Raw genomic sequence first — 26,233 nt, 5'->3', positions numbered from 1 at the left:
GCTGTGGAAACCCCAGCTATCCCCCCATCTTCAAGCTCTCCCAATGCGGAGGGCACAGCACCGCCCAGCACCGACTGGACGGAGATCGAGCGCGTCTACCGCACCACGAACCAGTCTCTGCGGGAGATCGCTGAAGCCCATGGACTGACGCACTCCGCCATTGGCAAGCGGGCCCGGGCCAATGGCTGGACCCGGCCGGACAAGCCTGGCGCCACGCCCAAGGAGATCGCCAAGCTCGATCCGCGCCAGCAGCGCTTCGTTCGCGAGTACCTGATCGACCCCAATGGGACGCAGGCGGCCATCCGGGCGGGCTACAGCGCCCACACTGCTACCGTCCAGGCATCGGACCTCCTGAGGAGACCTCACGTCCAGGATGCGATCCAGGCAGGCCAGAAGAAGCTGCAGGACAAGCTGGACCTCAAGGCCGAGCATGTGGTGCGGCAGCTGGCCCTGATCGCCACCGCTGACCCCCGGGAACTGATCGAGGTGCGTGTCGGCTGCTGCAGGTGCTGCCACGGCCAGGGCCATCGGTTCCAGCGCACCGAGCTGGAGATGGCTGACGACCGCCAGCGCTGGGCCGCTGCAGGCAAGCAGGCCGACGACTTCGACATCCAGGGCGGGGCAGGGTACAGCCCGCACCTGCTGCCCCATCCTGCGTGCCCCAGCTGCGGCGGTGACGGCGAGCCGCGCACCGTGCTGAAGGACACGCGCCACCTGAGCCAGCGCGCGGCAGCCCTCTATGCCGGCGCCAAGCAGACCAAGTACGGCGTGGAGATCCAGATGCACTCGCAGCTGGAGGCCTGGGAGAAGCTGGCCAAGAACCTGGGCCTATACGCCCGGGACAACTACCAGCGCTCCGATCCGCTCTCGCTGCGCGACATGTCGGACGCCGAGCGAGCGATGCGCATGCAGCGTGTCCTGGCCGCCAACCCTGAGCTGATGTCCACGCTGGGCCTGGTGCTGGGCGGAGGGCTGCCCGAATGACGGCACCGGCCATCCCCACCTCGGCGGAGATCCTGCGCCGCCTGAAGCTGCTGCCCGAGGCCCAGCGCGCGCAACTGGACGTGTTCCTGCGCGAGGCTGACCCGGGCATCTGGGTGCCCCAGCCCGGCCCGCAGACCTTGGCCTACAACTGCCAGGCCGACATCCTCTTCTACGGAGGCGCGGCCGGCGGCGGCAAGAGTGACCTGCTGCTGGGCCTGGCCCTGACCGCGCAGGAGCACAGCATCATCTTCCGGCGGCAAGGCGTCCAGCTGAAGGGCTTGGTGCAGCGCATGTCCAAGATCCTGGGCTCGCGCGACGGCTTCAACAGTCAGGACAAGCTCTGGCGCTTGCCTGGCGACCGCCTGCTCGAGTTGGGCGGTGTGAACGACCCCGAGGACTGGGAGAAGTACCAGGGCCGCGCCCATGATCTCAAGGCCTACGACGAGATCTGCCACTTCACGGAGACGCAGTTCCGGACGCTCAATGCATGGATGCGTACGGACAACCCGAAGGTGCGCCAGCGCATCGTCTGCGCCGGCAACCCGCCGACGGGGCCGGAGGGCGAATGGGTGAAGCGCTTCTGGGCGCCGTGGCTTGACCCGCGCCACCCGAACCCCGCCAAGCCCGGCGAGCTGCGCTGGTTCATCTCCAACGACAAGGGTGAGGACCAGGAGGTGCCAGGCCCCGAGCCCGTGCTTGTGAACGGCGAGATGACTCAGCCGCTCAGCAGAACCTTCATTCCGTCGCGCATTGACGACAACCTCTTCTACATGGTCACCGGCTACAAGGCCACCCTGCAGGCCCTGCCGGAGCCTCTTCGCTCCCAGATGCTGCGCGGTGACTTCAGTGCCGGCGCGGCCGACCCGGTGTGGCAGCTGATCCCTACAGAGTGGATCAAGGCCGCCATGGCGCGCTGGAAGGAGCCCGAGAAGAAGGGACCGATGACGGCCATGGGGTTCGACCCGTCGCGCGGCGGGATCGACAAGTCCTCGGCGGCGCGGCGCCACGATCGCTGGTTTGACCGCCTGGTGACTGCGCCTGGCGTGGTGACGGTCGATGGTCCCACGGCGGCCGGCTTCGTCACGCCACTGGTCCGCGACGGCGCGCCCATCGCGGTGGACAGCATCGGCTGCGGCTCCAGCGCCTACGACTTCCTGGTGGGCCTGGGCCTGCACATCCATCCTGTGGTCGCATCCAACGCCAGCGAGCACATGGACAAGGCCGGCCAGCTGCACTTCCGGAACAAGCGGGCCGAGATGTACTGGCGCCTGCGGGAGGCCTTGGACCCGCACGGCCCTCAGCCCATCGCGCTGCCTCCAGACCCCGAGCTGGAGGGCGACTTGGCCGCACCCCGGTTCAAGGTCGTGACCATGGGCAAGGGCACGGCCATCCAGATCAACAGCAAGGACGAAATCCGCGATGTGCTGGGCCGCTCCCCCGACAAGGGCGACAGCGTGGCCATGACATTCGTTGACGATCTGCCGGCACCCATCCCCCTGATCCCTGGCCATGGCCCGCGCCAGAACCTGCAGGACCGCGTGCGTGCCCTGGCGCGCGGCAGCCGAGGTGGCTGGGACCAATCAGCAGCATGACCATGAACAACACCCTCTCCATCATCAGCACCGCGGACGACGCGGCACGTGCCAACTGGAACCGCTACCAGTACGGCAAGGACCGCGGGCACCTCGACTACCTGCCGCAGGCCCAGCGCTGCGAGGACATGTACATGGGCCAGGGCAAGCAGTGGACGCCCGGGGCGCGCGCGCAGCTCGAGGAGGAGCGCCGGCCCTGCTACGAGCTCAACGAGATCAAGCCCTCCATCAATGCGGCCATCGGCTACCAGATCCAGAACCGCGTGGACATCGCCTTCAAGCCACGCGGCGGCGACGCAGACCTGGACCGCGCCACGATCCTGTCGAAGGTCGCCATGCAGGTGGCCGACATGGCGGGCCTGCACTGGCACGAAACCCAGGTCTTCAGCGACGGCGTGATCCAGCAGCGCGGGTACTTCGACCTGAGGATGTGCTTCGACGACAACATCCTGGGCGAGATCGCCCTCAGCACGCTGGATCCCATGGACGTGATCCCGGACCCGGACGCCAAGAGCTATGACCCCGACAAGTGGAGCGACGTCATCATCACGCGCTGGCTCACCCTGGACGAAATCGAGCAGCTGTACGGCAAGCAGGCGCGGAAGAAGGCCGAGGAGAGCCACGACGGGGGCGTGGACTTCGGCGAGCTGGACGACGAGGAGTCGCGCAGCAAGTTCGCCAGCCGCAACCGCCTGGGCGCCTACGACGCTGGCTCGGTGGCTGAGGACGGTCTGGTGCGCTACCGCATCATCGACCGCCAGCGCTGGGTCTTCGAGCAGACGGCCTGCATGGTCTGGCCCAACACCGGGGACGTGCAGATCGAGGAGCACATGGCGCCGGACTCCATAGAGGACGCGCTGGCCCAGGGGGCGGTGCGTGCGAAGCGCATGCGCCGCCGGGTGAAGTGGACCGTCACCACGTTGACCGCGACGCTGCACGACACCTTCAGCCCCTACGAGCATTTCACGGTGGTGCCGTACTTCGCCTACTTCCGGCGCGGCCGTACCGGCGGCATGGTGGATGACGCCATCGGCCCGCAGGAGATCGTCAACAAGGCGATGTCCCAGATCATCCACATCCTGAGCAGCTCGGCCAATGGCGGCTGGATCACGGAGCAGGGCAGCATCACCAACATGAGTCCCGACGAGCTGGAGATGCGCGGCGGCGCCACGGGGCTGCACATCGAGGTGAAGAAGGGAGCCAGGAAGCCCGAGAAGATCCAGCCCAACCAGGTGCCCTCTGGGATGGACCGCATCCTGGACCGGGCCAGTGGCGTGCTCAAGGACGTGACGGTGCCCGAGGCCATGCGCGGCATCGGCGGCGCCAACGAGCCCGGCATTGCCATCCAGTCCAAACAGTTCGCGGCCCAGCAGCAACTGGCCGTGCCGCTGGACAACCTGGCGTACACGCGCCGGCTGCTGGCCAAGCAGATCCTGAAGCTGATCCAGCGCTACTACGACAGCTACCGCGTGTTCCGGATCACCGAGACCGATCCCCTGACGGGCAAGCCCACCGACCAGACACTGGAGATCAACCGCTTCGATCCCGGTACGGGCCGCTACTTGAACGACGTGACCATCGGCACCTATGACGTGGTGATCACGGAGCAGCCGGCCCAGGTCACCTTCGAGAACTCGCAGTTCAAGCAGGCCCTGGAGATGAAGCAGGCGGGCGTGGCCATCCCAGACCCGACGCTGATCAAGCACTCCAACCTGGCCGATAAGCAGGAGATCCTGGCCAGCATGCAGAGCCAGCAGCCGGTCGATCCGCGCGCCGAGGCACAGGCCCGGCTGATCGACGCCCAGGCCCGCAAGACCGATGCGCAGGCCGTGGACGTGGCCATCAAGGCTCAGTACAGCGGCACACAGGCCGCCCTAGAGATCGCGCGCAACCCGGGCGCGGCACCCATCGCCGACTCCATGCTGCGCTCTGCTGGCTACGTGGACCGGGACGCTGGACCCATCGTGCCGCAGCCCAGCCAGGCGCTGCCCGGCCTGGATGCCCCGCAGCGAAACACCGACCCGCTGACACCGGCCGGCCCCGCTAGCCCGGCGGCGGGCCAGGAGGCCGGTATCGAGCGACCCGGCCCGGATCTCGGCTGACACCAACGACCTGCCGGCGCGTGGCCGGACGTGAACCACCAAACCACCACTGAAGAGGAAGAACCATGAATCCGCTGCTGAAGAAAATCCTGTTCCGCTACATGGCGCCTGCTGGAGAAGACGGCACCGACACCACCGGCACCAACACCGCTGTGGCTGATCCCGACGACGACTACCTGGCCCTGCCCGAAGAGGAACGCCGCAAGCTGCGCGGCGACCTGGACGGCGACGACGTGAGCCAGGAATCCCTGCAATCCCTGATCGCCAGCGAAGGCGGGGAGGGCGGTGGTGGTGGCCAGCCGCCCGCCGGTGGCGACGCGGCCCATGGCGCCGAAGATGATGGCACTGGCGGCCAGGGCACGCGCGGCGGCGGCATCCCGCGGGCCCGCTTCAACGAGGTCAACGACGAGCGCAAGGCTGCGTTGGAGCGTGCCGCTGCGCTTGAGGCTGAGCTCGCCCAGCTGCGTGGCAGCCAACCGGTCCAGACGGCCGCTCCTGCTGCTGCACCAGCACCGGCTGCTGAGCGCCGGCAGCTCGATGTCGCCCAGGCCGAGGAGCAGTACGCCCAGCTGATGCTGGATGGCGACACCAAGGAAGCCGCCAAGCTGCGCATGCAGATCAATGCGGCCATCGAGGACTCCGCCTTCGAGCGCTACCGGCAAGCCAACGCTGCCAGCGCGGCGCAGGCACGGGCCACCGAGACCGTAGAGAGCCTGATCCAGGCCTATCCGTGGCTCGAGGAGCCCGAGGGCGCGGAGGCTATGGACCTCATCGAGGCCTCCGTGGCGTTCAAGACCGGTCGCGGCATACCCCTGCATCAGGCCGTGACCGAAGCAGTCCAGACCATCGCGCCGCGTTTCGCGCCGGCAGGTCACCCCCCTGGGGGTATCCAGGGGCAGGGTGGTTCTGTTGATATACGCCCTGGGCGAGCCGCACGACGCGGGGCCCAGCACTCGATGCTCCAGCCCCCCAGCGTGCAGGCCGGCCTTGGAAACCGCTCCACGGCGGCGGCGATTGATCCGACCAAGATCACCGACGACGAATACATGGAGCTTCCAGAGGCCGAGCGCAAGCGCCTACGCGGCGACTGAGCGCGGCTCACCCAGCCGGCAAGGCTTCACCCACCTTGCCGGCGCGGCATCAACGGGTTGTCGCCCTGGGCGGGCGTAAAGCTGCCTGGCGCCCTTGGCCGCCCAAAGCCATGTCTCTCGCAACTGGGCGGCGTCATGTCCCGAAAAGTGAACCAACTTCCAGGAGCATGAAATGGAAACCAATTTTGCTGCATTGACCCCAGTCCAGAAGCTGGCCTGGGCCCGTGAGACCTGGGCCGCCGCGCGCGACCTGATGTTTCTCAAGAAGTTCTCGGGCACGGGCGAGAACAACGTCATCCAGGTGGTCAAGGAGCTGACCAAGACCGATAAGGGTGCCGAGGCCTGTGTGATCCAGCTGGTGGCCGACCTGGTCGGCGATGGCGTGCGCGGCGACAACGAGCGCGAAGGCAACGAAGAATCCATGAAATCGCACAGCCAGATCATCACGTATGACCTGCTGAGCCATGGCGTGAAGAACACCGGCAAGCTCTCCGACCAGCGCACGACCATCAACTTCCGCCAGCAGGGCCGCGACAAGCTGTCCTACTGGCTGGCCAACCGCTGCGACCAGCTGGCATTTCTGACCATGTCGGGTATCAGCTACGAGTTCAACAATGACGGCTCCCGCCGCGATGCCGGCTCTGTGTTCCCCAGCCTGGACTTCGCGGCCGACGTGCGCCCGCCCAGCGCCAAGCGCTCGCTGATGTGGGACGGCACGGGCCTCGATCTGTCGAACACGGGCGCTATCGCCTCGTCGTTCAAGCCCAACTACAACATGATCGTGCAGGCGACCACCTATGCGAAGGAGAACCGCATCAAGCCGCTGATGGCCGGCGGCAAGCCCCACTACGTGGTGTTCGTGCAGCCCGGCACGCTGGGCCTGCTGAAGCAGGATCAGGCCTACCGTGAAGCGGTTACGGCCGTTGCTGCGAAGGATGGGCAGAACTCGCCATGGTTCACGGGCGCCATGGTAACCATCGACGGTGCCGTGATCCAAGAGTTCAACCTGGTCTACAACACCAAGGGCGCGGCCGTCGGCCAGAAGTGGGGTGCGGGCGGCAACGTCAATGGCACCCGCACGCTGGTCTGCGGTGCCCAGGCCCTGGGCATGGCGGACCTGGGTCCTGGCGATTGGGACGAAAAGAAGTTCCAGTACAGCAGCCAGGTGGGCCTGAACATCGACAAGTTCATCGGCTTCCTCAAGCCTCAGTTCCCTTCGATCTACAACAAGTCGGTCGAGGACTTCGGCCTCTTCACCATCGACCACTACCTGCCCTAAGCAGGCCTCTCACCGGGGCCCGCGGGTCCCGGTGCTCTCTCCCTTTGCTGTTGAAGGAGCGCACCATGCCCATCAAAAAGAACCCCTCGCGCCAGGAGCTGATCGTCGCCTATCTGGACATCGGTTTCGGCGATCCAGCTGCCTACGGCACGGCAGAAGCTGCCATCGACCTGCCCGGCAACGCCATCTTGGTCGGCGGCGACGTCACTGTGCTGACGGCCTGGAACTCTGCAACGAGCGCCACGCTGAAGCTGGGCGACACGGCCGACGACGACCGCTACACCGCCACGCCCATCGACCTGAAGACCGCAGGACGCACGGCGCTGACCATCACTGGCTGGCGTCACCCCATCGCCGAAAGCCTGAAGGCCCTGCTGGCCCAGGCCGGCGCGGCTGCCACGGCCGGCCAGGCTCGCATCTCCATCCAGTACTACGTGCCGGGCCGCTCGGCCTTCACGCAGGCCTGATTCTTTCTCGGTGGCCAGGGCCTGCGACGGCCCTTTACCCGGTGGCCACGTGCCGCCGGGCCTTTTCTCCCAAAGGACAAGACCATGAACTCCATGAAATTCCGTGCCCCCGGCACCGATCCTCTCCCCGTCTCGCTGACATCCGGCCACACGATGGTGGTGCCGGCCACGCCCGAGGGCATTGATGTGCCCCAGCGATTCCAGCGCGAAGCCATGGCGCGCGGCGCCGTGCTGGTCGAAGGCGGCACTGCCGAGGTGAAAACCCAGATCCTGTCGCGCCAACTGGCTATCCGCGAGGCGCTGCAGGCAATGGCCGAGGGTGGCAACAAAGACGACCTCACCAGTGACGGCAAACCCAACCTGGTCCGCCTGAAGGCTATCACTGGCTTCCAGGTCTCCCGCGAGGAAGCCGACCAGGTCTTCGCCGAGGTCAAGTCGGGCGCCCAGGCGTAAGCAGCCATGCGGGTCGAAGACATCATCCGGCGCTTCCGTGAAGCGGTCCGCGACACGGCCGACCCGCCGTTCTGGTCCACGGAAGACATCGTCGAGTACCTGAACGAGGCTGTGCAGGAGGCGTGCGAGCGGGCCAAGCTGATCGAGGACCGCGCCACGCCAGCCGTGTGCACCATCACCCTGGAGCCCGGCAAATCCTCCTACGACCTGCACCGAAGCGTGCTGCAGGTCAAGCGCCTGGTCTTTCGCGGCCGTGTGCTGGAGGAAACCAGCGTCGAGGAACTGGATTGCAGCCATGGCGCCTGGGAGACCCGCTCCGGCATGCCCCGCTACTGGGTGTTCGACGGCGCCAACAGCCGCGGCACGCCCCGCATCAGGCTGGTGCCCACGCCCGTGGAGGCCGGCGAAATCGCGCTGACCGTCTACCGTGGCGCGCTCAAGCCCATCGACCCGTGCAACACCCAGGCCCAGCCCGAGATCCATGAGCGCTTCCACATGCGTCTCATGGACTGGATGCTGCACCGGGCCTATCTCAAGCAAGATGCGGACGCCTTCGATCCGGCCAAAGCCGCCACGTCGCTGGCACTGTTCGAGCAGGCTTTCGGCGAGCGGCCCGACGCGAATGTGCAGCGCAAGCACCGGGACCGCCGGCCCCCCATCGTGCAGAGCAACTGGTGAGTGCCCCCTCTGGGGTTTCCAGTTTCCACAGGAGCCATAGAGACTGCATCGGGTAACACCCAAGAGGTCTCCCATGGCACAAGTTCAATCTCCGGCGGCGCGCCGGCTCCTGGCCCTCGGCAACGGTGGTCATATTCGCGGTCCTGGCACCAGCACCTCCGACTCCATCGATATCAAGGCATCCGACGGCGAATTCATTCTGCCCGCCGATACGGTGAAGAAGGTGGGCGTGAAAAGCCTGCGCGATCTGGTGGCCAGCACGCACACCCCCACGGGCAAAGGCCAAGCTGACCACTATGCAGACGGCGGATTGGTGGACGATCCCAGCGCTGTGACGCGCACCGGCAACAGCTACAGCGGCACCGACATTCGCGGGAATATCACCATCAACGGTCGCGCGCCCGGCGGAACCTACAGCGAGAACCCGGGCATGCGGCCTCCGCCCGCCGCCGCTCCTGCTCCTGCGGCACCGGGTGCTCAGCCAGCAGCATCTACTGGTGCTACACCTGCAGTTACCGCCGCTGCCACTCCAGCACCTGCACCGGCCGCACCCATGGATTGGTCGGCACGCAACGCCCAGCGCAACCTCGAAGTCACGGCCAGCTCCATCGTTCCGGGCAGAGACCGTGATGCCGCGCAGGCAAGGTTGAATGCGATGAACCAGCCTGCAGCTGTGCCGGCGCCTGGCGCTCCGCAGCAGCCCGGCGTGCCGGGCCTGCCCCAGTATCAGCAGCCCGCTGCCACTGGCACACAGCCTCGCCCTCTGTATGGCACGCAGCCGCGACCAGGATTCGCCGACGGCGGTTTGGTCAAGGCCGACGACCAGGGTGGCCGGCTGCGCAGTCTTGCTGAGCGCATGGCTCAGATCCCCGTGGACGGCTACCCCAAGGCTCCTGCAGCCGACGGATCGCAGGACTCTTGGGCAAACACCGAGGTCGGGCGCAATGCCATGAACCTGGCCAACGCAGTCCCAGGAGCAGCTGGGAATCTCACTTCCACTATCGCCAAGACCGGCGGCGCCGCCAGCAGGCTTCTGGACGCAGGTTTGCAGGCGGTGAGGACAACGGGGGCAGGTGGGACGCTTGCCCCCACTGGAGCCACGCCGCCCGTCGCCGTTGCCTCTCCTGCTATTGCGAATCGTGAATCCGGCCTGGCTCACTACAACGAAGGCGAGCTGATGGGGCCGCCTGGGGAGGCCATGCCCTCGCGGGCCACGGCCGCCGCTCAGACACCCGCGCCCGCGCAACCTGCCGGCAACGGCGCTGGCAATGAAGCCTATGGCCGTCTCCTGGCTTTGGCGACTGGAGCTGCCGCGCCCGCCCCTGGTGTGTCAGTCCCCACGATGCGCCACAGCGGCAACGACTGGCAGGCGCGCAACGAACTGCGCAATGCGCAGGTGTCTGCCAGCTCCATCATGAACACACGGCGGTTCGGCGGACGTGGTGCCGAGAACAATCCCGCCATGCAGGAGTACCGGGCCATGCTGGCCACGGACCAAGCGTTGCGCCAGGCTGAACCAGCACTCCAGATCGCGGGCATGCGCGAGCGCGGGTCGCTGCAGCGCGAGGGCGTCCAGCAGCAGGGGGCCAGCCAGCGTGCAGCCCTCGGCGCGCTGGGCACGGCAGATTCCAATGAGATCGCCCGTGGTCGCTTGAGCCTGGAGCAGATCGCGGCGGGCTACCAGAATCGCTCTGCCAATCGTCTGGAGGCGGCCCAGCAGGCAGTGGAAAACGCCCAGACGCCAGCCGAGCAGCGCAACGCCCGACAACGCCTGCTGACGCTGCTGGGCAAGGACGGTGAGGACCGCTGGAAGTCTGTTGCTCTGCAAGGCGGTACTGACGCTCAGGGCAACAAGACCGAGAGCATCTTGGGTGCGGTCAACGAGCGCACCGGGGAAATGCGGCGCATGCCGACCCAGGTGCAGCCTGCGGCCACGCCGCCCGACGGCAGCATGGTGCGCGGCAAGGACGGGCGACTGTACGAAGTGAAGAATGGCCAGCCCGTGCTGGTGGGAGGTTGAGCCATGGCGGACGTGAACTGGAACGACTACACGCCCGTGGGCGCAGGCGCGGCACCAGCGGCAGAGCCTGTGGACTGGTCGCAATTCGATGTGGTCAAGCCGGTCAGCACCGGGCGCAAGCTGGCGGACATTGCCACGGCCTTTGCCGGTGGAGCCGTGGGCGCCACGAAAGCCATCGCTGACGCCGGCGGCGCGGGCAATGCTGTATCCCAGCAGCTGGGCAGCGCACAGGACACTGTGCAGAGCTGGCTGAGCCCGCAGCGTCAGGCCGAGAAAGCCGCACGGGCGCAGACCATCCGCGAGGCTGAACAGTCCGGCTCCGTGCTGCGCGAAGTGGGCGCGCAGCTGGGCGGCATCGCTGAGGCGCCTGTCAGCACCGTGGCGGAAGCAGCCGGCTCTGTGGTGCCCATCGTGGCATCCATGTTCACGCCGGTGGGCCGCAGCGCGGCAGCCCGCACGGCGCTGGGCGCAGGCCTGGGTGCAGCGCAGGGCGCGGGCTCGGTGAAGGGCAGCATCCACGAAGCAGTGGAACAGCAGCAGCGGGAGCAGGGCGCCACGCCGGAAGCCGCACGCCAGGCCGCAGACCGTGCGCAGGCCTACATCGGCCCCAACGCCGACAACATTGCATTGGGCGCTGGGCTGGGCCTGGTGACGGGCACGACCGGCGTGGAGCGGCTGGTGAGCGGCGCGCTGGCCGGCCGGGCCACCAATCAGGCACTGCTGCGGCGCGCGGCCACGGGCGCCGTGACAGAAGGCCTGCCCGAGGCGGTGCAGGGTGGCCAGGAGCGCTTCGCGTCCAACGTGGCCCAGCAGCGTGAGGGTGGCGACGTGCCGACTTGGCAGGGCGTGGCCGGCCAGGCAGTGGCTGAAGGCGTGGCCGGAGGCCTGCTGGGTGCCGGTACCGGAGCAGCCGTGCGCGGTGGCCATGGTGCAGGCATGAAGCCCCAGGCTGAGCCAGGCGGGCAACTGCAGACGGATGCAGCTGGCGGCACCGCAGCGGCTTCTCCAGCTCAGCCAGGCGCGCAGCCGGACAGCACGCCCGTGCCGGATGCTGGCCAGCCGCTCTATGCCGACGCCGCGGGGAACGTTGGCGAAACGCCCGAGGCCGTGCAGGCGGCAGGCAATGCCGCCCAACCCGCAGCAGCGGCTGGTGCGCCAGCTATCGATCCCAACGCCGGTCCCCTGTCCAAGGCTGCTGTCATGGCTGGGGACCTGGGCCTGGCGCCCATGCCCGTGGCACCAGCAGCTGTCAGCGCGCAGGAGACCATGGCCGAAGCCATGCCGCGCATGACCGAGGAGCAGCAGCGCGCCGCCCGCATCGTTGAGGCCGACCTGGCCCGTGACATCCCGGCAGGCGTGCGAGCAGCGCGCGAGGCTGAGGCTCGCGGCCTGGCTGCAGCTGTGCCGGCCGCCGAGCCTGACCTGGCCCCCGCCGACATGGAGCAGGGGCGCATCCTGCGGAACTTCGAGCCGAGTGGGTCGCTGCCCGACGTGGCCGAGTACGCGCCGCTGATCGAGCAGGCCGTCAAGCCGGAGCTGCGGCCGCAGTACCGGCGTCTCCTGGCTGAGGCCATGGACGAGAACAGGGCGCCCGGGGCGGGGCTGGTGCCCGGCGCGCGTGAGGCTGCCGCGCAGGCGCTGCACGCGACGTTCTCCCCTGATGCTTTCATGGCGTCGCGCGCTGCCCGACCGGATGAACGGCTGACGCTGACACCAGCCGAGCGCCGGGCCTTCGGCAACGAGATCGACTTCGTGCCCGCTGCCGCTCCAGCCGTCGCCGACCCGGCAGCCGAGCAGATCAACCAGCTGGCCCTCGCGCAGCAGCTGCAGCCCGGCGCGCCACTACGTCTGGACCAGGCCCACGGCCTGCGCCGCCAGGCTGCCGCCGCCGGCATCCCTGTCTCCGTGGTGCCGCACCCCAGCGGCCGGGGCTACGACGTGCAGCCCACGGTGCGCCTGCCCGAGGAACAACGCGCCGCCGTGCCCCAGGCCGGCCCTGCGGTCTTGGGCTTCGATGCCGGTCCGTCGGGCCGTATGGTGGCGGGGCCGGAGGGGGTGCGTCCTGAGACGCGGGCTGAAGCGGTGGCGAAGATCAATGCCAACGAGGCAGAGCGCCAGGCGCTCGAGGCTGAACGCCAGCGCCGAACCGACTTGGGTATGAGCAACACCACGCCCGTGCGCCCTCTGAGCGCAGAGCCCACCTCGCCGGCACTGGCCTACGACAACTCGCCCTCTGGTCGCATGGTGGCCGGCACCGAAGGCGTGCGGCCGGAAACTCGCGCCGAGGCCGTCTCCGTGATCAACCAGCAGCGGCAGCGACGCCAGGAGGTGGAAGCAGAACGCGCGCGCCGCGCCGACCTGGGCCTGAGCAACCTGACGCGCATCACGCCGCTGGACGACCAGCAGGATGGGGCAGGGCTTGGCGCGCAGCCGGCGCCCACGCCCAGCACCGAAGTCATCGACGCGCCCGCGCGCGAGGTCGGCGCCGGCCCGGCCAGCACCATCACCATGCCCGACGGGCGCCCCTTCGAGACGCGCGCGCAGGCACAGGCCGAGCTGCAGCGCCAGGGCCTGACCAGCACCCACGAAGCCGCGCCAGCCCAGGGCGACCCGTCGCTGGGGTTCGTAGGCCAGCAACGCAGTGCCGCCCGGCCAGCGAACTGGCGGACCAACGCCATGCAGGCCGGCCGCGTGGCCCGTGGCCTGGGCCTGGAGCCGCGTGGCAAGCGTCTGGCGGAGATCGTGGCCGACATCGATGCGGCAGACGCTGCGCGCCAGCTACAGCCTGCAGGAGTGCATGCTGCAGAAACAGGAGCGTTAAGCGGCAACGCTTTGAAGCGGGAAAATCCCGTTGCAAGCAGCGCGGCCGTGGCGGCCCGGACGGCGGTGCCCGCTGGGCAGGAAGCGCCGAGCCAAATATGGGGGAATCCCACATTTGACCCAAGCGCAGAAATGCCCGGCTCGCCGTCCGCCGCCCCAGATAGGCAAGGGTCGGATCTCAAATCTGACCCCACCCAGGCGCGCCGGCCTGCGTCCGTGCGCTCGGCCCAGCAGGGAAGATCGGCGGAAAGTTCCGCTGATCCCTCGCCCTCGGCCGCCCGCGCTGCCCAGCAGCAGGGCCGCATCGAGGACTTCGGTGAGACCCTGACCGGCGCGCGCAAGATGCTCTATGCCGAGGCCTACGCCGACGGCATGGCCAAGGCCAAGGCGCTGGACGTGAAGGCGCACCCGCTTTCCAAGACCTGGCCCGAGCCCGACTATCAGAAGCTGCTGGAGGGCGGCACGCAGCCGCAGGCCGTGGCCCTGGTGCGCGCCATGCGCGATGCCGTGCCCACCAAGCCCCAGTCCTCCTGGAAGCTGCGCGGCTGGTCTGAGCGCGTGGCCACGCTGCGCGATTTCGCCGACGAGCTGCTGGCCGGCCGGCTCGACCCGCAGGCGGTGCGCACGCAGCTGAACAACACCAGCCTGCCCACGGGCATCGCCAACCAGGCGGCGCTGTACGAGGCCCTGGGCCATGAGCGTTCGCTGAAGGGCATCGAGGTGCACGCGGGCAGCTACTCCATGTATGACGGCGTGCGATATGACCCGCCGCGCAGTATCTGGACCGTCTCGCGCCAGGCCAAGGCCTCGGCCTTCGGGAGCTGGCCGCGCGAGCTGGCCAAGGGCGACACGCGCGAGGCGGCCATCGAGGCCTTCACGCGCCGCGCCGCGCAGCTGGCTGCAGAGCAGGATGCGCCGGCCCGTGGCGCCACGTTCGAGATCTACGCCAAGCGCGCCGGGGGCGCCCGCGCCTTCTTCATCGGCAAGAAGATCGGGCGCAACGTCGCTGAGCTGAAGCCGGGCTTCCAGGACATCAAGGCCGCACGCCAGTACCTGGCCGACAACCAGGCCGAGCTGGAGCAGCTGCTGACCGACTACAAGGCCGTGCCACCCGTGCGCTCGGCCAGCAATGCGCCTCGCATCGGCGAGGACTACCGCAAGGGCGCCGACGTGTCGCCCCAGCAGTTCCAGGATGCCTTCGGCTTCCGTGGCGTGCAGTTCGGCAATTACGTGGAGGGGCCGCGCCGGCAGCAGGACCTGAACCAGGCCTATGACGCGCTGATGGACATGGCCGGCGTGCTGAGCCTGCCGCCCCGGGCGCTGTCGCTGGGCGGCCGGCTGGGCCTGGCCTTCGGCGCGCGCGGCTCGGGCGGCGTGGACGCTGCAGCAGCGCACTACGAGCCGGGCCAGGTGGTGATCAATCTCACCAAGCGCCAGGCAGCCGGCGCCCTGGGCCACGAATGGTGGCACGCCATGGACAACTACTTCTCCCGCCAGCGCGGCGACGGTGCCGGCTTCATGACCGAAGGGGAGCGTGGTGGCGATGGCGTGCGCGAGGAGATGCGCGCAGCCTTCCGGGACCTGCGCAACACCATCAACGCCACGGGCATGCAGGAGCGCTCGCGCAAGCTGGACGACCGGCGCACCAAGCACTACTGGACCACCGGCCGCGAGATGTCGGCGCGGGCCTTCGAGAGCTACCTGATCGCCAAGCTGCAGGACCAGAGCGCTGGCAATGACTTCCTGGCCAACGTGGTGCCGGCCAGTGCGTTCGCGCTGGAGGGCGCCTATCCCTATCCGACGGCTGGAGAGCTGCCCCAGGTCCGCGAGGCCTTCGACCGCTTCTTCCAGACGGTGGACACGCGCCGCGGCGAGGACGGCTCGGTGATGCTGTTCAGCGCGACCAGCGATGTGCCGCCGGGCTCAGGCCTGACGCTTGAGCAGGCCCAGAAGGCGGTGGACGATGCCCTTTCGGGCCTGCGGACCCCGCCACCAGTTCGTATCGTGCTTCGGAGCGATGAGCTTGGGGTCGATGCGCCCGACGGTGTAATGGGGGCGGCGATACCCGGGGAGGGCCGCATCGTCATCGTTGCTTCCGCCCACCGCAGTGCTGACGCTGTTGTCGAGACCCTGTTTCATGAGATGTTCCACCTGGGTGTACGCAATGTCTTGCCAGGCTCCGATTATGTGCAGTCCATGCTGGATCTGGCAAAGCGCGATGCCAGGGTGCGGCAGTATGCCATCGACTGGAAAGAGCAGGCCCCCGACGCACCGCTGCAGCTGCAGGTGCTGCGCGACATGGGCTTGCATGGCTCCGACCTGACCGCCCGCTACGAGGCCCTGGCCATCGAGGAGGGCCTGGCCGTGGTGGCCCAGGAGCTGCGCGCCCAGCAGCAGGCCGGCACCAGGATGGGCCTGCGTATCCGCTCCCTGGCCAACTGGCTGGCCGGCGTGGCCGAGCGCATGGGCATGCAGCGCCTGGCCGGGCGGATCCGCAACATGACCTACAACGAGGCCGAGCGCTTCGTGCTGCGCGCCATCGACAGCGCGGGCGAGGGCCGCACCTCCTCGACGGCTGGTGGGCCCGCGGGCCTGGCGCGCTACCGCACCCTGGGCGACAACCCGGCCAGCCAGCGCGTGGGCGCCACGCTGCAGGCCATGACGGCGACCAACGTCAAGAAGCTGGCCGGCCACAAGGCGACGGACCTGCGGCCCCTGGGCCTGGGCTTCCTGGGCCGCAGGCAGCTGGTGGACGTTTACGGCGACATGCTGCCCGAGCTGCGCACGTACAGCGACCTCATGGCCAGGATGGATGCCGACAAGAACGAGGCCGGCGCCGGCGCGGACCAACTGGCCCAGAACTGGGCCAAACTGGCCGACGAGCGGGCTCTGGCCGAGCTGATGCACGATTCGACCCTGGCGCAGATGGATCCGGCCGCCGACTACGTGGCCGACGACAACCGCGTGCAGTACGGCGCGCTGCGCCGCCGCTTCGAGGCCCTGACGCCCGAGGCGCGCGAGGTCTACACCAAGGCCCGGGACACCTACCGCCAGCACATGCGCGACGTCCGTTCGGCCATCAAGGAGCGCATCGAGCGCGCCGGCGGCATGAGCAGCGACCGCAAGGCCGCCATGCTCAAGCGCATGGACGATGAGTTCTTCGGGCACATCAAGGGCGTGTACTTCCCCCTGGCGCGCTTCGGGCAGTACGTGGTGGTGGTCAAGGACGCAGACGGCAAGACCGCCAGCGTCAGCCGGGCAGAGACCATGGCCGAGGCGGATGCCATGCGCGGCCAGATGCTCTCCGCCTTCCCCAAGGACAAGGGCTTCAGCGTGGGCAAGGTGCTCAAGGCCAAGGACTTCGTGGCCGAGCGCGACACCGTGGGCCGGGGCTTCATGGAGCAGCTGTACGGCGTGCTGGACAAGCAGGGCATGGACGCTGCCCAGCGGGCCGAGCTCGAGGACGCGCTGGGCCAGCTGTACCTGTCCTCGCTGCCTGACCTGTCCTGGGCCAAGCACGGGATCCACCGCAAGGGCACGGCCGGTTTCAGCCAGGACGCGCGCCGGGCCTTCGCCCAGAACGTCTTCCACGGGGCCAGTTACCTGGCCAAGCTGCGGTATGGCGACCAGTTGCAGGACCAGCTCGGCGAGATGCAGCGGCGCGTGGACCAAGGCGCGGGTGATGCCGGCTTCGACTCGATCAAGGGCCAGCAGGTGGTCGACGAGATGGTCAAGCGCCACGATGCGGCCATGAACCCCAAGACCAATGCGCTGTCCACGGCACTGACCAGCGTGGGCTTCATGTTCCACCTGGGTCTGTCCCCGGCCTCCGCCATGGTCAACCTGACCCAGACCGCTCTGGTGGCCTACCCGGTCATGGGCGCGCGCTGGGGCTTCCGCAAGTCGGCCGCCGCGCTGCTCAAGGCCAGCCAGGAAGCGGTGCGCGGCAAGAACGACATCACCGGATCGCTGAGCCCGGACGAGAAGGCCGCCTTCGACGAGGCCGTGCGCTCGGGCGTCATCGACGTGACCATGGCCCACGACCTGGCCGGCATCGCCCAGGGCGAGGACCGCAACGTGTCGCACAAGCTGCGGCCGGTCATGAACGCTGCCAGCTGGATGTTCCACCACGCCGAGAAGTTCAACCGCCAGGTGACCTTCGTGGCCGCGTACCGCCTGGCGCGCGAGACGGGCACCAGCCAGCAGCACGCCTATCAGGATGCCGTACAGGCCACCTACGACGGCCACTTCGACTACAGCGCGAACAACCGCCCGCGCGTCATGCAGGGCAACGTGGCCCGGGTGCTGCTGCTGTTTAAGCAGTACGGCCAGAACATGGTCTACACCCTGGTGCGCAACGCCCAGCAGGCCCTGGCAGCTGCCAAGCCCGAAGACCGCGCCGCCGCGCGCAAGGCGCTAGCTGGCTTGCTGACCACGCACGCCATGGCGGCCGGTGTGCTGGGCCTGCCCATGGTGACCACGCTGCTGGCCGCGGCCTCGATGCTGGGCGGCGACGATGACGAGCCCTGGGACGCGCAGGTGGCCATGCAGAACATGCTGGCCGACGCCTTCGGGCAGAAGCCGGCCGAGGTGCTGTCCCATGGCCTGTCCCGCCTGACGCCCTGGGACATCTCGGGCCGCGTGGGGCTGGATCGCCTGATCCTGCCGGACGTGCAGGAAGGCCTGGAAGGCCAGCGCTTGGGCGAGTCGGCGATGGCCGCCGCCCTGGGCCCTGTGGCCGGCATCGGCATCAACGCCCTGAAGGGCCTGCAGGAGATGAGCGAAGGCCGATACCAGCGCGGGCTGGAGACCATGGCGCCCAGCGTGCTGCGTGGTCCGCTCAAGGCCTGGCGCTACGAGACTGAGGGGGTCAAGGACAAGACCGGCATCGTGGTGCAGGACCAGGTGGACGCGGCCGCCGTGGCCGGCCAGGCCGTGGGCTTTTCTCCGTCCAGCGTGCGCAACGCCTACGAAGGCAAGGCCGCCATCGTCGGCCAGGACCGCGCGCTGCAGGCTCGGCGCAGCGCTCTGGTGGAGCAGTTCGCCATGGCGGCCATGGCCAAGGACGAGGAGGGCAAGGCCGAAGCGCGGGAAGCCATCCAGCGGTTCAACGAGAAGAACCCGGCCCGCCGCATCCAGCCCATGCAGCTGGCCCAGAGCGTGCGCATGCGGGAGAAGCGGATTCGGGATGCCGAAGACGGGGTCTACCTGCCGAAGAAGCGGCGCGATGCCATGGAGGCAGGGCGTTTCGCAGGCGACGAGTAGGGATAGGGGGTGCGGGTCTTGCACCCCCTTCTAACGCTTTGATTTCTTTAATCTCCTGCAGAAAGCAGGAGACGCCCTCCTTGTTCCTTGCCGGCATCCAGAGGACGTAAGTCATTGATTTTGTTCAATTCCGGCACAAAACCGGAATTGATTCGGTTTCCTGAGAGGCCTTGCTAGCGCTCGCGAGCGAGATAGTTGCGTAGATGTGGGAGTTCAACGGGGCTGACGACAAAAGTGGTTCCATTGTTGTCCTGCTTAAATACAAAGCCTGCACGAAAGTCTGCTTCGTCCGGGCATGGGAACCACAGGACGCGAGGTTCTTGACGGAAGTCGCCCTCCCAGCCGTATTGTGTTGCTGCCTTTTTTGCACTCTCCCACAACGTAACGAAATAGTCGGCGTTCAAGCTGCCTTCTGCTGAAACCATATCCTTGCCATGCTCAGCTGCTGCCTCTGCTTCTATAGATGCAAGTCGCGCAGCAACTGATTTCACTGTCGAAAGCAGATGCCAGTTGAAGTCGATGGGTGGGCACTCATAGAAAAACCAAGTCATGTAGACCTCCGTGTTGATAGAAAACTGTCGCAATGGTTATTAAAAATGGAGTGGTCGCGCAGGATAGATGCGCTTGATCAGCGCCGCCTGCTCTCTTCTTTTTGTCGTTCGATTTCCTTGAGGCGGCGGATGCGTTCCTTCCGCATCTCTGCTTCTTCCCTCTCCGCATCAGTCTTGGGCTGCTGCTCCTTCCAGAGGATGAAGCCTACCGCCAAGAATAGAAGAGTTAGTAGAAAAAATTCCATTATTGACATATGTCATCTTTCCGAAGCTGGGGAATGCTAGGCCTACGATGCAGGGAAGCGATTCACTGTGATTGCATACAGAGTTGGCCGCTAGGCGAAATTTCACTACGCTATCATTGGCTTCCCGACACAAGTTAGATGGAGATGATATGTGCACATGTGACGTTTGCGAAGCGCCGGCCAGCCATGCGCTTGTTGACTACTACCACGTTCCGCTGGGAAGCTTGTACTGCCTGAAGCATGCTTTCTCAGATGAGCGCCAGCGGTGCCCGTGCTGTGACAACTATCTGGTGGAAGCTTGGTGCTCCAATGGTGAGCAGCGTGACTTTTCTCCCACTTACCCTAAGGGAACTCTCGATTCCGATGGTTGCTGTTCTGAGCACCCTTGACTCTGTGTCGTAGATAAGTTACGCCGCCCGCGACTTTTTTTGAAGAGTTTTAAATGGCAAATTTAAATAGCTACCTGTCTGATATTTTGTCGCCCGCCGCTGCATTAATTGCTGCTGTAGTCGCTTATGTGGCCGTGTATAGAAACTCTCAACCGCAGATTGTCGTTTACTATGAGCCTAGCTCTAGACAGCAATCAATAATTAATCTGGTTATTGAGAATGTTGGTACTGGAAGTGCTTTTGATATAAGTTTCTCGAGTCCAATACCGGTGGGGTTTTTTGGTATTGAGGCTTCTAATGGAAGTGGGAAATACATACCCGCCTCTGGAATTCCGTCCCTTGCACCCGGTCAGCGATTGGTGTTTTGTGGAGGGCAATATGCGGGGTTGCTGAAGGAGTTAGGTGAAAAAGGACTGAGATTAGATATTTCCTATCACTTTAATCCGCCGTTATGGCGTAAGAAAAATGCTACTGATACGTGTGTTATATCGGTATGGCATCTTCAAGGTATGCCGACTTTGAAGAGTATGGAGGAGGCCGTGGTTAATGCAATTGATGGGAGAAATGCGAGTACGGTTGTTGATATACGTAGTGCACTTCAGGGCATTGAAAACCACTTGGCAAAAATGACTGGGTCTACTGACGAGGGTTCTGAGCGAGACAGCGAATGAGCTAACACTTGCGAGGTTAGAAACGCTGGGAATAAGGCCTCGGGACCCGCATGAACGCTTGTCTGAAGTTAGGTTAATATTCCCGAAAAATAGTGTAACCCGTTGATTTGTATGGATTGAGAGTCTGACTTTTAATCCGTTGGTCGCGAGTTCGAATCTCGCAGGACCCACCAAAGAACACAAGGCCCCGTAGCAATACGGGGCCTTTTTTCTTTGCTATCGAAGAAGTAGCAAGAGTGGAGTTCAGGCCGCTTTTTTCTTGGCCGTTGTGCGGGGTTTTTTGCCAACCAACGCAACAGCACTTTTCAGCGTCTTCGTAGCCAGATGGCTGTACCACTTCGTGCTCACGGCAGACTTGTGCCCCAGCACGCCGCCCATGGTGTACAGATCCACGCCGGCGTTGATCATCTCGCTGGCTGTGCTGTGCCGCAGGTCATGCAGCCGGGCATGGCTGTAGCCGGCCGCTCGCGCGCCAGCCTTGAACGCTTTGCGCGCACGTCCACGCCGCGCTGATGAGCAGCCACAAGTGCCTGTGCAATGTCAGGAGCCTGGAAGGCGTAGGCCAGCACCTGAATGCTTGTCTTGGCGCTGGCGATTGTGTCCAGCACCAACTTGCGGGCGGAACCTTCGGGTGAGAACCCTACCTGCACGCTCGACTGGGCAAAGGAGGCGATCGGCAGAGCGAGCAGAGCCGCCAGTGCAATGCGAGGAAGGTTTTTCATACGCAGATAGTGCTGCGCCCGCGCTGTCTGCGGGCGCGGCGCCACTTCAATTCACGACTGAAATTTTGAGCGTGTACGCGGACGACTTGCCCTGCCGGGCGGCCGCACGATTGAGGAAGACTCGCACACGGTAGTCACCGCTGGCGGGCAAGGCGCCGGTCCAAGTGGGCCCGTCTGCCATTTCGCCGCGGAACAGCGCTTCATCGCTGCCAGGTGGGAGCACGTTGAAGTAGGTCGAGGTGGATTTTGTCTCCATCTGCACGGTCATCGTCTGCCCGGCGCCCGCGCGGACCACGTAGTCGCGCGTCTCCACCTTGTTGCCTTGGAGCTTGCCCTGGACGGTGGCGCTCGACGTGCCTTTCTTGAAGTTCACCGCAGTAGAGGGAACATCCGCCTGAGCCATCGCTGGCACTTGCACGACCGTGAGGCAGGCGACAAATGCAGCTGTGCAAATTCTGGAAAGCATGCAGGTCCTTTCTAGGAGGCGCATATCGCCCCGTTCGCATACAGGCTACCAGACGATCGGGCGCATTGTGCGACAGCCGCCTACGAGCCGCCTCGCAGAGATGACGGTGCCGCCCCAAGCCTGCCACGTTTGGCAGGATGAGCAAGGAACAGAAGCAAGCCCCCCAGTGGGAGCGCATTGAGCTGGACTACAGGGGCTGGCCCCCACAACGCGCCCGTAGGACTCTCGCCACCGGAATCTTGCTCAGGGACCGACAGCCTGCAGCCCGCTGGCGGGGCACCATGCAAGCTCTGAAGAAACAGGAGCAATGAATGGCGATTTCAGAAAAGATCCAGGACCTGCGCAAGTGGGATGACTCTCGCAAGGGATTCACGGGAGAGCACTGGCTGGTGCTCGGTGCTGGCCTATTGGCTCTGCGCCACGCCCGGCGCACGGAAAGTGGCATGGGCCGTGTCGTGAGTGGTGCGCTGGGCACGGCACTGATAGCGCGGGCGGTAACGGGCCGCGATGGCGTGCTGGGAACGGCAGAGCGCTTGACTGCAAAGCCCACGCTGGCCGAGCGCCTGCAGATCGCCGCGCGCCGCCTGTAGACACGCAGATGAAGAAAGGCCCGCAGTTGCGGGCCTTGTTTTTAGGTCAGGGCAGCATCAACGCTGGCGGCGCATGCCTCAGTGCTGGCGCCGCGTCCTGGCCACTCCGACCAAGGCCAGCAGGCCCGACAGCAGCAACAAGCTCCATTCGCCAAGCGTGGGGATGGCCTGGGCTGACGCGATTGGGGGCGCGAAGGTGATCAGAACGGACCCGTCCGCACCATTCGAATCTCCGACGCCACCCATACCCGCTCCGCTGGTGGCTGCTGCGAATGTGATTCCGGTGCCGTAGCTGCTGCCACCACCGCCAGCGCCGCCTATGTCGTCAGTGTTCCCGCCGCCGCCGCCACCCCCCCCGTAGCCGCCGCCACCACCACCGGCGTTGTAACCGCCGGCTCCGCCGCCGCCTGCGCCGCCACCGCCCAAACCGGGGCCCATGCTGCCGGCGCTGGCGCCACTGGCTCCTGGTCCTGCAGGACCCACGCCGCCGCCGCTGCCGCCTCCGTCATTGCCTGTGGCTGTGCTGCCGTCCCTGCTGCTGGTGCTGCCGCCAGCGCCTCCCGTGCCGTCGGTGCCGACGCCACCGGCCCCGCCCGTGCCGGCCACCGTGCCGCCTGCGCCACCGGGGTGTGCCGCGTTGCCCATCGTTCCGTTGCTGCCGTTGCCACCTCCTACGCCCACTCCCGCATTGCCACCGGAAACTCCAGCGGTGTCGTTGCGGCCGGCGCCGCCTCCGCCGCCCGCCACGGCCAGAACGGTGAGGGCGGATGTGTCGATGATGCTGCTGCTTCCACCGCCCCCTCCGCCGACAGGCCCTCCTGTGGCGCCTCCGCCACCGACGCTGATCAGGAGGTTGTTGGCAGGAGTCACCGCCAAGCTGCCTGTGCCAACGGCGGCGTTTCCTCCTGCCACCATGGATGAGCTGAGAACGCCCCCGCCGCCACCGCCGATGAGGGTGACGGTCATGGTCGTGATGCCTGCAGGTACGGTGCAAACCTGGGGTCCGCCAGCGGCGGTGTACACCGTTCCACTGACGCAGGGCGCTGCCCAGACCGCAGGGGCCAGGCACGCAGCGCAAGCTGCCAGAAGACGCGCATTCAATATGCCCTTGCGCAGTTCAGGCCAAGGCGTGATCCATCTTTGTTGACTCGGTGTTGTTGCTCGCATTTTTCCTCATCCCTTGGTGAATATATTTTGCGAGCGCGATGCTATGTGATGGCCTGAATATTGTCTATTGAGGAATTACTTGATTTCGGCTTGTGTAGTCATTTTGATGTTGTTTATATATTGATATAAATAAATCAATAGAAAATTCAAATGTATTGAGTTTGAGATTGTTGGGTTTTATTTGTTTGGGTTTATTTTTCCAGTTGAATTCCAATAAACCATCATGGTATTAATCAACGGCGATTAGCTTTGCTATTTTTGGTTTTCAATGGGAAAAGGCCTCGAATTAATGCGAGGCCTTTTCCTATGCAAAGCACAAAGCGAAATTGACATTGAGGCATCAGTGCGCGAGCCCATGGCCTGTGCCTGAAGTTGATTCTCACAATCCAAGAAACTCAAACGGTGCCGATTCCTGAAAATTCCGCGTGGCATCGCCCGAGAATGTGTGGTCCTGATCCGGTCCCAGGTCGAGCTTGAGCACCTTGCCTGTTTGCTTGCTGAAGTCCAGTGCCTTGAGGTCCACCCAGAAGGTATTCGGTGTCAGGGCCGACTCGAAGAAATAGAGCTTGCGCTGGTGGTCGAACACGGTCCGCCAGCGGGTGGAGGAGATATTGGGCTCCTCCGGCGTATTCAGGCCGTAGGGGACCGAGGCGTTGCGGATCACGCTGAAGACGCTGGCAAGCGCCTTGTTGGGGTCCGGGCTTTTGGGGATCGCGTTGACGTAGAACGATGCGCGGGCAAAGCGGTCGGCGGCCCGGTTGGTGCCGGGCAGCATGGTGGTGCCGCCCACTTGCTTCCAATAGGCGTTCAGGGCCAGTTGCTGATCAAAGGTCGGCGAGTTGGTCATGACCTGGTATTCACGGCCGTGGTGTATCACCTGCCGGCCGTTGATGTATTCGACGATCGCGCTGTCGCCGCTGGCGTCGGACATCGAGAGGTGCAGCGTTGTCAGGCGGTTCTCTCCGGGCACGTTGTCCGAGACGATGGTGAAGGGCTCTTTCTCCAAAGCCGCGACGGCTTCCTTCACGGTGGCGAAGTTGTCCAGCACATACTGCGCCCAAGCCGCAATGGTCAGGCCGGGTTTGCTGCCTGCGCCGAAAGCGGGGTATTGGGACTCCACGAGCCATAGCAGGTTGGCATTCAGGCCGGCCTCATTGACTCCATCGGTGGTGGAAACGTCATAGCCCGAGGTAACAACGCTGCCGTACCTGGAAGTCCAGCGCAGGGAATTGGGGCCGGCCTTGCCGCTGCGCTCCATGCCGCGCGGCAGTACCCAGAGATTGCTGACGATGTCGCTTTTCCAATCCATGGAGCGTGCCGTCACGACCTGGCCATTCGCACCCAAATAGACAAGGCGAGTACAGGCCCAGGCGCTGGAAAGGGCTGCAAGCCCGGCAAATCCCACCAGCAATGCGCCCACAACGGGACGAATCTGCAATGTGCTTTTCTTCACGGGCTATTCCTTTGTAAGCAAATGGACTGGCGCAGTGTAGGCGGCAGGCATTTGCATCCAGAGTCGGATAAAGCCGCATTGGAGACGGCCAAGGAGATGGCCGATGGTTTTATGGGCGTGGTGCAGGCAACGGCACGCGCGCTGGCAGCACGGTCAGATGGCGTGGCTGAGCATGGGGCTGGCCAGCATCGCCACGGCAAAGGAAATGGCGCAGATGGCAGACCACAGAAAGACGAGGAAGAGGTGTCGCATCAGAAGGTTCTCGGCAGTTCGGTGGCGAATGCGGCCCGCAAGGCGCGCAAGCCCCGCGCGTACAGGCGCCACAGGGGCGAGCGCGACTCCATGCGCAGCAGCAAAGGCTGGCTGCCGCGAAGGGGAAAGGCTTCCAGCAGGCTGCGGTGGTAGCGGGCATCCGGGTCGGGGTTGAAGCTTTCTGTCGGAACGACTCGACTCATCTTGTATCTCCGTCACATGATTTGGAGAGGTTTCTGGGTACGTGCTCTCCTATGGGCTCTATTTCAATTGGTTGCGCGGTGTTTCTGTGCGGGCCAAGGTTGAGGTCGCATGTAGGCCGCGCCTGTACGCCGTGTATGTGTTTTGCGGACGCGCTGTGCGCTGCGTCCTCAGGCCTCGCAGGGGTGCAAGGAGTGGCCTGCAAGCCTCTTTGCGGAGGCTTGCCGTGCCTAGAATTCCTGGTCCCCATTTCATTTATCTGCCAGGAGTTCCATGTCGTCCCTTGTTCCTCCGCTTCAGATCCGGCCTGTCACACAGGCGGATCACCACCAATGGCTTCCTCTCTGGCAGGGCTACAACGCCTTTTATGGGCGCGCTGGCGAGACGGCGCTGCCCGAAGGAATCACACAGGCCACCTGGGAGCGCTTCCTCAATCCGCTGGAGCCGGTGTTTGCGCTCGTGGCGGAGAGCGAGGGTGAGCTGGTCGGCCTGGCGCACTACCTGTTTCATCGCAGCACCACGCGGCTGGAGCCGGTGTGCTATCTGCAGGATCTGTTTGCCGATGCGCGGCGGCGCAAGCAGGGCATTGGCAAGTCGCTCATCCGTGCGGTCTATGCGCAGGCTGCGCAGGCGGGAGCGCGCCGCGTGTACTGGCAGACGCAGTCCTCCAACGAGGCGGGCCGCGCGCTGTATGACCAGGTGGCCGAGCACCGGGGCTTCATCGTCTACGGGCAAGAAGTGCAGGGCTGAGGCTGACGCTTTGTTGTCGGGTAGG

Annotated in this window: 21 protein-coding genes; 13 read left to right on the top strand and 8 right to left on the bottom strand. The window is 65.6% G+C overall.

Annotation, left to right across the window (positions count from 1 at the left end; all coding sequences use genetic code 11):
- Positions 1-3: 3 nt before the first annotated feature.
- The 10 genes from KDK82_RS11510 (at position 4) to KDK82_RS11465 (ending at position 18,751) form a co-directional block, all read left to right on the top strand.
- Positions 4-984 (top strand): terminase small subunit, encoded by a 981-nt coding sequence (locus KDK82_RS11510; protein ID WP_179217889.1) that lies wholly within the window; start codon positions 4-6, stop codon positions 982-984.
- On the top strand, positions 981-2,576 hold the full coding sequence (locus KDK82_RS11505; protein WP_088164938.1) for a terminase: 1,596 nt from the start codon (positions 981-983) through the stop codon (positions 2,574-2,576). The genes KDK82_RS11510 and KDK82_RS11505 overlap by 4 nt, the downstream gene beginning before the upstream one ends.
- Before the next feature lie 2 nt (positions 2,577-2,578).
- A complete protein-coding gene (locus KDK82_RS11500) occupies positions 2,579-4,678 on the top strand; it encodes a genomic island protein (protein ID WP_256974455.1) in 2,100 nt (699 codons plus the stop codon).
- A gap of 65 nt (positions 4,679-4,743) precedes the next feature.
- Positions 4,744-5,769 (top strand): hypothetical protein, encoded by a 1,026-nt coding sequence (locus tag KDK82_RS11495; RefSeq protein ID WP_088164936.1) that lies wholly within the window; start codon positions 4,744-4,746, stop codon positions 5,767-5,769.
- A gap of 172 nt (positions 5,770-5,941) precedes the next feature.
- Positions 5,942-7,048: a DUF4043 family protein gene (locus tag KDK82_RS11490; RefSeq protein ID WP_256974454.1), complete on the top strand. Its 1,107-nt coding sequence runs from the start codon at positions 5,942-5,944 to the stop codon at positions 7,046-7,048.
- Positions 7,049-7,113: 65 nt separating this feature from the next.
- Complete coding sequence (locus KDK82_RS11485) at positions 7,114-7,515, top strand: hypothetical protein (protein WP_088165496.1); 402 nt, start codon at positions 7,114-7,116, stop codon at positions 7,513-7,515.
- Between the two features lie 84 nt (positions 7,516-7,599).
- Positions 7,600-7,968, top strand: coding sequence for a hypothetical protein (locus KDK82_RS11480; RefSeq protein WP_088164935.1), 369 nt, complete (start codon positions 7,600-7,602; stop codon positions 7,966-7,968).
- 6 nt (positions 7,969-7,974) lie between these two features.
- Positions 7,975-8,646: a DUF6682 family protein gene (locus KDK82_RS11475; protein WP_088164934.1), complete on the top strand. Its 672-nt coding sequence runs from the start codon at positions 7,975-7,977 to the stop codon at positions 8,644-8,646.
- Positions 8,647-8,719: 73 nt separating this feature from the next.
- On the top strand, positions 8,720-10,666 hold the full coding sequence (locus tag KDK82_RS32020; RefSeq protein WP_143343455.1) for a hypothetical protein: 1,947 nt from the start codon (positions 8,720-8,722) through the stop codon (positions 10,664-10,666).
- A gap of 3 nt (positions 10,667-10,669) precedes the next feature.
- Complete coding sequence (locus tag KDK82_RS11465) at positions 10,670-18,751, top strand: PLxRFG domain-containing protein (protein WP_088164932.1); 8,082 nt, start codon at positions 10,670-10,672, stop codon at positions 18,749-18,751.
- A gap of 173 nt (positions 18,752-18,924) precedes the next feature.
- Here KDK82_RS11465 and KDK82_RS32015 read toward each other — a convergent pair whose 3' ends face one another.
- Both KDK82_RS32015 and KDK82_RS32750 read right to left on the bottom strand, forming a co-directional pair.
- Positions 18,925-19,302: a hypothetical protein gene (locus tag KDK82_RS32015; protein WP_143343454.1), complete on the bottom strand. Its 378-nt coding sequence runs from the start codon at positions 19,300-19,302 to the stop codon at positions 18,925-18,927.
- 77 nt (positions 19,303-19,379) lie between these two features.
- Positions 19,380-19,556 carry a hypothetical protein gene (locus KDK82_RS32750; RefSeq protein ID WP_179217888.1) on the bottom strand — a complete coding sequence of 59 codons (177 nt, stop codon included), beginning with the start codon at positions 19,554-19,556 and terminating at the stop codon, positions 19,380-19,382.
- 433 nt (positions 19,557-19,989) lie between these two features.
- Here KDK82_RS32750 and KDK82_RS32010 point away from each other — a divergent pair, with 433 nt between their 5' ends.
- Positions 19,990-20,607 (top strand): hypothetical protein, encoded by a 618-nt coding sequence (locus tag KDK82_RS32010; protein ID WP_143343453.1) that lies wholly within the window; start codon positions 19,990-19,992, stop codon positions 20,605-20,607.
- 243 nt (positions 20,608-20,850) lie between these two features.
- On the opposite strand, the gene KDK82_RS11460 is transcribed toward KDK82_RS32010, so the two are convergent.
- The 3 genes from KDK82_RS11460 to KDK82_RS11450 are packed head-to-tail and all read right to left on the bottom strand — an operon-like array spanning position 20,851 to position 21,795.
- Complete coding sequence (locus KDK82_RS11460) at positions 20,851-21,048, bottom strand: tyrosine-type recombinase/integrase (RefSeq protein WP_306417382.1); 198 nt, start codon at positions 21,046-21,048, stop codon at positions 20,851-20,853.
- The gene (locus KDK82_RS33165) at positions 21,012-21,329 is read right to left on the bottom strand and encodes a phospholipase D-like domain-containing protein (RefSeq protein WP_174549406.1); all 318 of its coding nucleotides are present in this window, start codon (positions 21,327-21,329) and stop codon (positions 21,012-21,014) included. The genes KDK82_RS11460 and KDK82_RS33165 overlap by 37 nt, the downstream gene beginning before the upstream one ends.
- 46 nt (positions 21,330-21,375) lie before the next feature.
- Complete coding sequence (locus tag KDK82_RS11450) at positions 21,376-21,795, bottom strand: hypothetical protein (protein ID WP_034398464.1); 420 nt, start codon at positions 21,793-21,795, stop codon at positions 21,376-21,378.
- A 311-nt stretch (positions 21,796-22,106) separates the two neighbouring features.
- On the opposite strand from KDK82_RS11450, the gene KDK82_RS11445 reads away from it, so the two are divergent.
- Complete coding sequence (locus tag KDK82_RS11445; RefSeq protein WP_043781835.1) at positions 22,107-22,385, top strand: hypothetical protein; 279 nt, start codon at positions 22,107-22,109, stop codon at positions 22,383-22,385.
- Positions 22,386-22,463: 78 nt separating this feature from the next.
- On the opposite strand, the gene KDK82_RS33385 is transcribed toward KDK82_RS11445, so the two are convergent.
- From KDK82_RS33385 to KDK82_RS11430, 3 genes are all read right to left on the bottom strand, one after another.
- Complete coding sequence (locus KDK82_RS33385; protein WP_306417370.1) at positions 22,464-23,351, bottom strand: IPTL-CTERM sorting domain-containing protein; 888 nt, start codon at positions 23,349-23,351, stop codon at positions 22,464-22,466.
- Between the two features lie 580 nt (positions 23,352-23,931).
- On the bottom strand, positions 23,932-24,984 hold the full coding sequence (locus KDK82_RS11435; protein WP_256974497.1) for a linear amide C-N hydrolase: 1,053 nt from the start codon (positions 24,982-24,984) through the stop codon (positions 23,932-23,934).
- Between the two features lie 272 nt (positions 24,985-25,256).
- Positions 25,257-25,460 (bottom strand): hypothetical protein, encoded by a 204-nt coding sequence (locus KDK82_RS11430; protein ID WP_088164929.1) that lies wholly within the window; start codon positions 25,458-25,460, stop codon positions 25,257-25,259.
- 271 nt (positions 25,461-25,731) lie between these two features.
- Between KDK82_RS11430 and KDK82_RS11425 the strand changes: the two genes are divergently transcribed.
- Positions 25,732-26,208: a GNAT family N-acetyltransferase gene (locus tag KDK82_RS11425; protein WP_088164928.1), complete on the top strand. Its 477-nt coding sequence runs from the start codon at positions 25,732-25,734 to the stop codon at positions 26,206-26,208.
- Positions 26,209-26,233: the final 25 nt, after the last annotated feature.

The sequence above is a fragment of the Delftia sp. K82 genome (assembly GCF_002193035.1).
In the GTDB taxonomy this organism is placed as follows: Bacteria; Pseudomonadota; Gammaproteobacteria; order Burkholderiales; family Burkholderiaceae_C; genus Comamonas; species Comamonas acidovorans.
Note: the sequence above shows the minus strand (reverse complement) of the source record. Positions and strands in the feature narration are given on the sequence as shown.

What these genes read in the sequence shown, in the direction of transcription:
- KDK82_RS11505 (WP_088164938.1), top strand. Translation starts at nt 981, where the DNA reads ATGACGGCACCGGCCATCCCCACCTCGGCGGAGATCCTGCGCCGCCTG.
- KDK82_RS11500 (WP_256974455.1), top strand. Translation starts at nt 2,579, where the DNA reads ATGAACAACACCCTCTCCATCATCAGCACCGCGGACGACGCGGCACGT.
- KDK82_RS11495 (WP_088164936.1), top strand. Translation starts at nt 4,744, where the DNA reads ATGAATCCGCTGCTGAAGAAAATCCTGTTCCGCTACATGGCGCCTGCT.
- KDK82_RS11490 (WP_256974454.1), top strand. Translation starts at nt 5,942, where the DNA reads ATGGAAACCAATTTTGCTGCATTGACCCCAGTCCAGAAGCTGGCCTGG.
- KDK82_RS11485 (WP_088165496.1), top strand. Translation starts at nt 7,114, where the DNA reads ATGCCCATCAAAAAGAACCCCTCGCGCCAGGAGCTGATCGTCGCCTAT.
- KDK82_RS11480 (WP_088164935.1), top strand. Translation starts at nt 7,600, where the DNA reads ATGAACTCCATGAAATTCCGTGCCCCCGGCACCGATCCTCTCCCCGTC.
- KDK82_RS11475 (WP_088164934.1), top strand. Translation starts at nt 7,975, where the DNA reads ATGCGGGTCGAAGACATCATCCGGCGCTTCCGTGAAGCGGTCCGCGAC.
- KDK82_RS32020 (WP_143343455.1), top strand. Translation starts at nt 8,720, where the DNA reads ATGGCACAAGTTCAATCTCCGGCGGCGCGCCGGCTCCTGGCCCTCGGC.
- KDK82_RS11465 (WP_088164932.1), top strand. Translation starts at nt 10,670, where the DNA reads ATGGCGGACGTGAACTGGAACGACTACACGCCCGTGGGCGCAGGCGCG.
- KDK82_RS32015 (WP_143343454.1), bottom strand. Translation starts at nt 19,302, where the DNA reads ATGACTTGGTTTTTCTATGAGTGCCCACCCATCGACTTCAACTGGCAT.
- KDK82_RS32750 (WP_179217888.1), bottom strand. Translation starts at nt 19,556, where the DNA reads ATGTCAATAATGGAATTTTTTCTACTAACTCTTCTATTCTTGGCGGTA.
- KDK82_RS32010 (WP_143343453.1), top strand. Translation starts at nt 19,990, where the DNA reads ATGGCAAATTTAAATAGCTACCTGTCTGATATTTTGTCGCCCGCCGCT.
- KDK82_RS33165 (WP_174549406.1), bottom strand. Translation starts at nt 21,329, where the DNA reads ATGAAAAACCTTCCTCGCATTGCACTGGCGGCTCTGCTCGCTCTGCCG.
- KDK82_RS11450 (WP_034398464.1), bottom strand. Translation starts at nt 21,795, where the DNA reads ATGCTTTCCAGAATTTGCACAGCTGCATTTGTCGCCTGCCTCACGGTC.
- KDK82_RS11445 (WP_043781835.1), top strand. Translation starts at nt 22,107, where the DNA reads ATGGCGATTTCAGAAAAGATCCAGGACCTGCGCAAGTGGGATGACTCT.
- KDK82_RS33385 (WP_306417370.1), bottom strand. Translation starts at nt 23,351, where the DNA reads ATGACCGTCACCCTCATCGGCGGTGGCGGCGGGGGCGTTCTCAGCTCA.
- KDK82_RS11430 (WP_088164929.1), bottom strand. Translation starts at nt 25,460, where the DNA reads ATGAGTCGAGTCGTTCCGACAGAAAGCTTCAACCCCGACCCGGATGCC.
- KDK82_RS11425 (WP_088164928.1), top strand. Translation starts at nt 25,732, where the DNA reads ATGTCGTCCCTTGTTCCTCCGCTTCAGATCCGGCCTGTCACACAGGCG.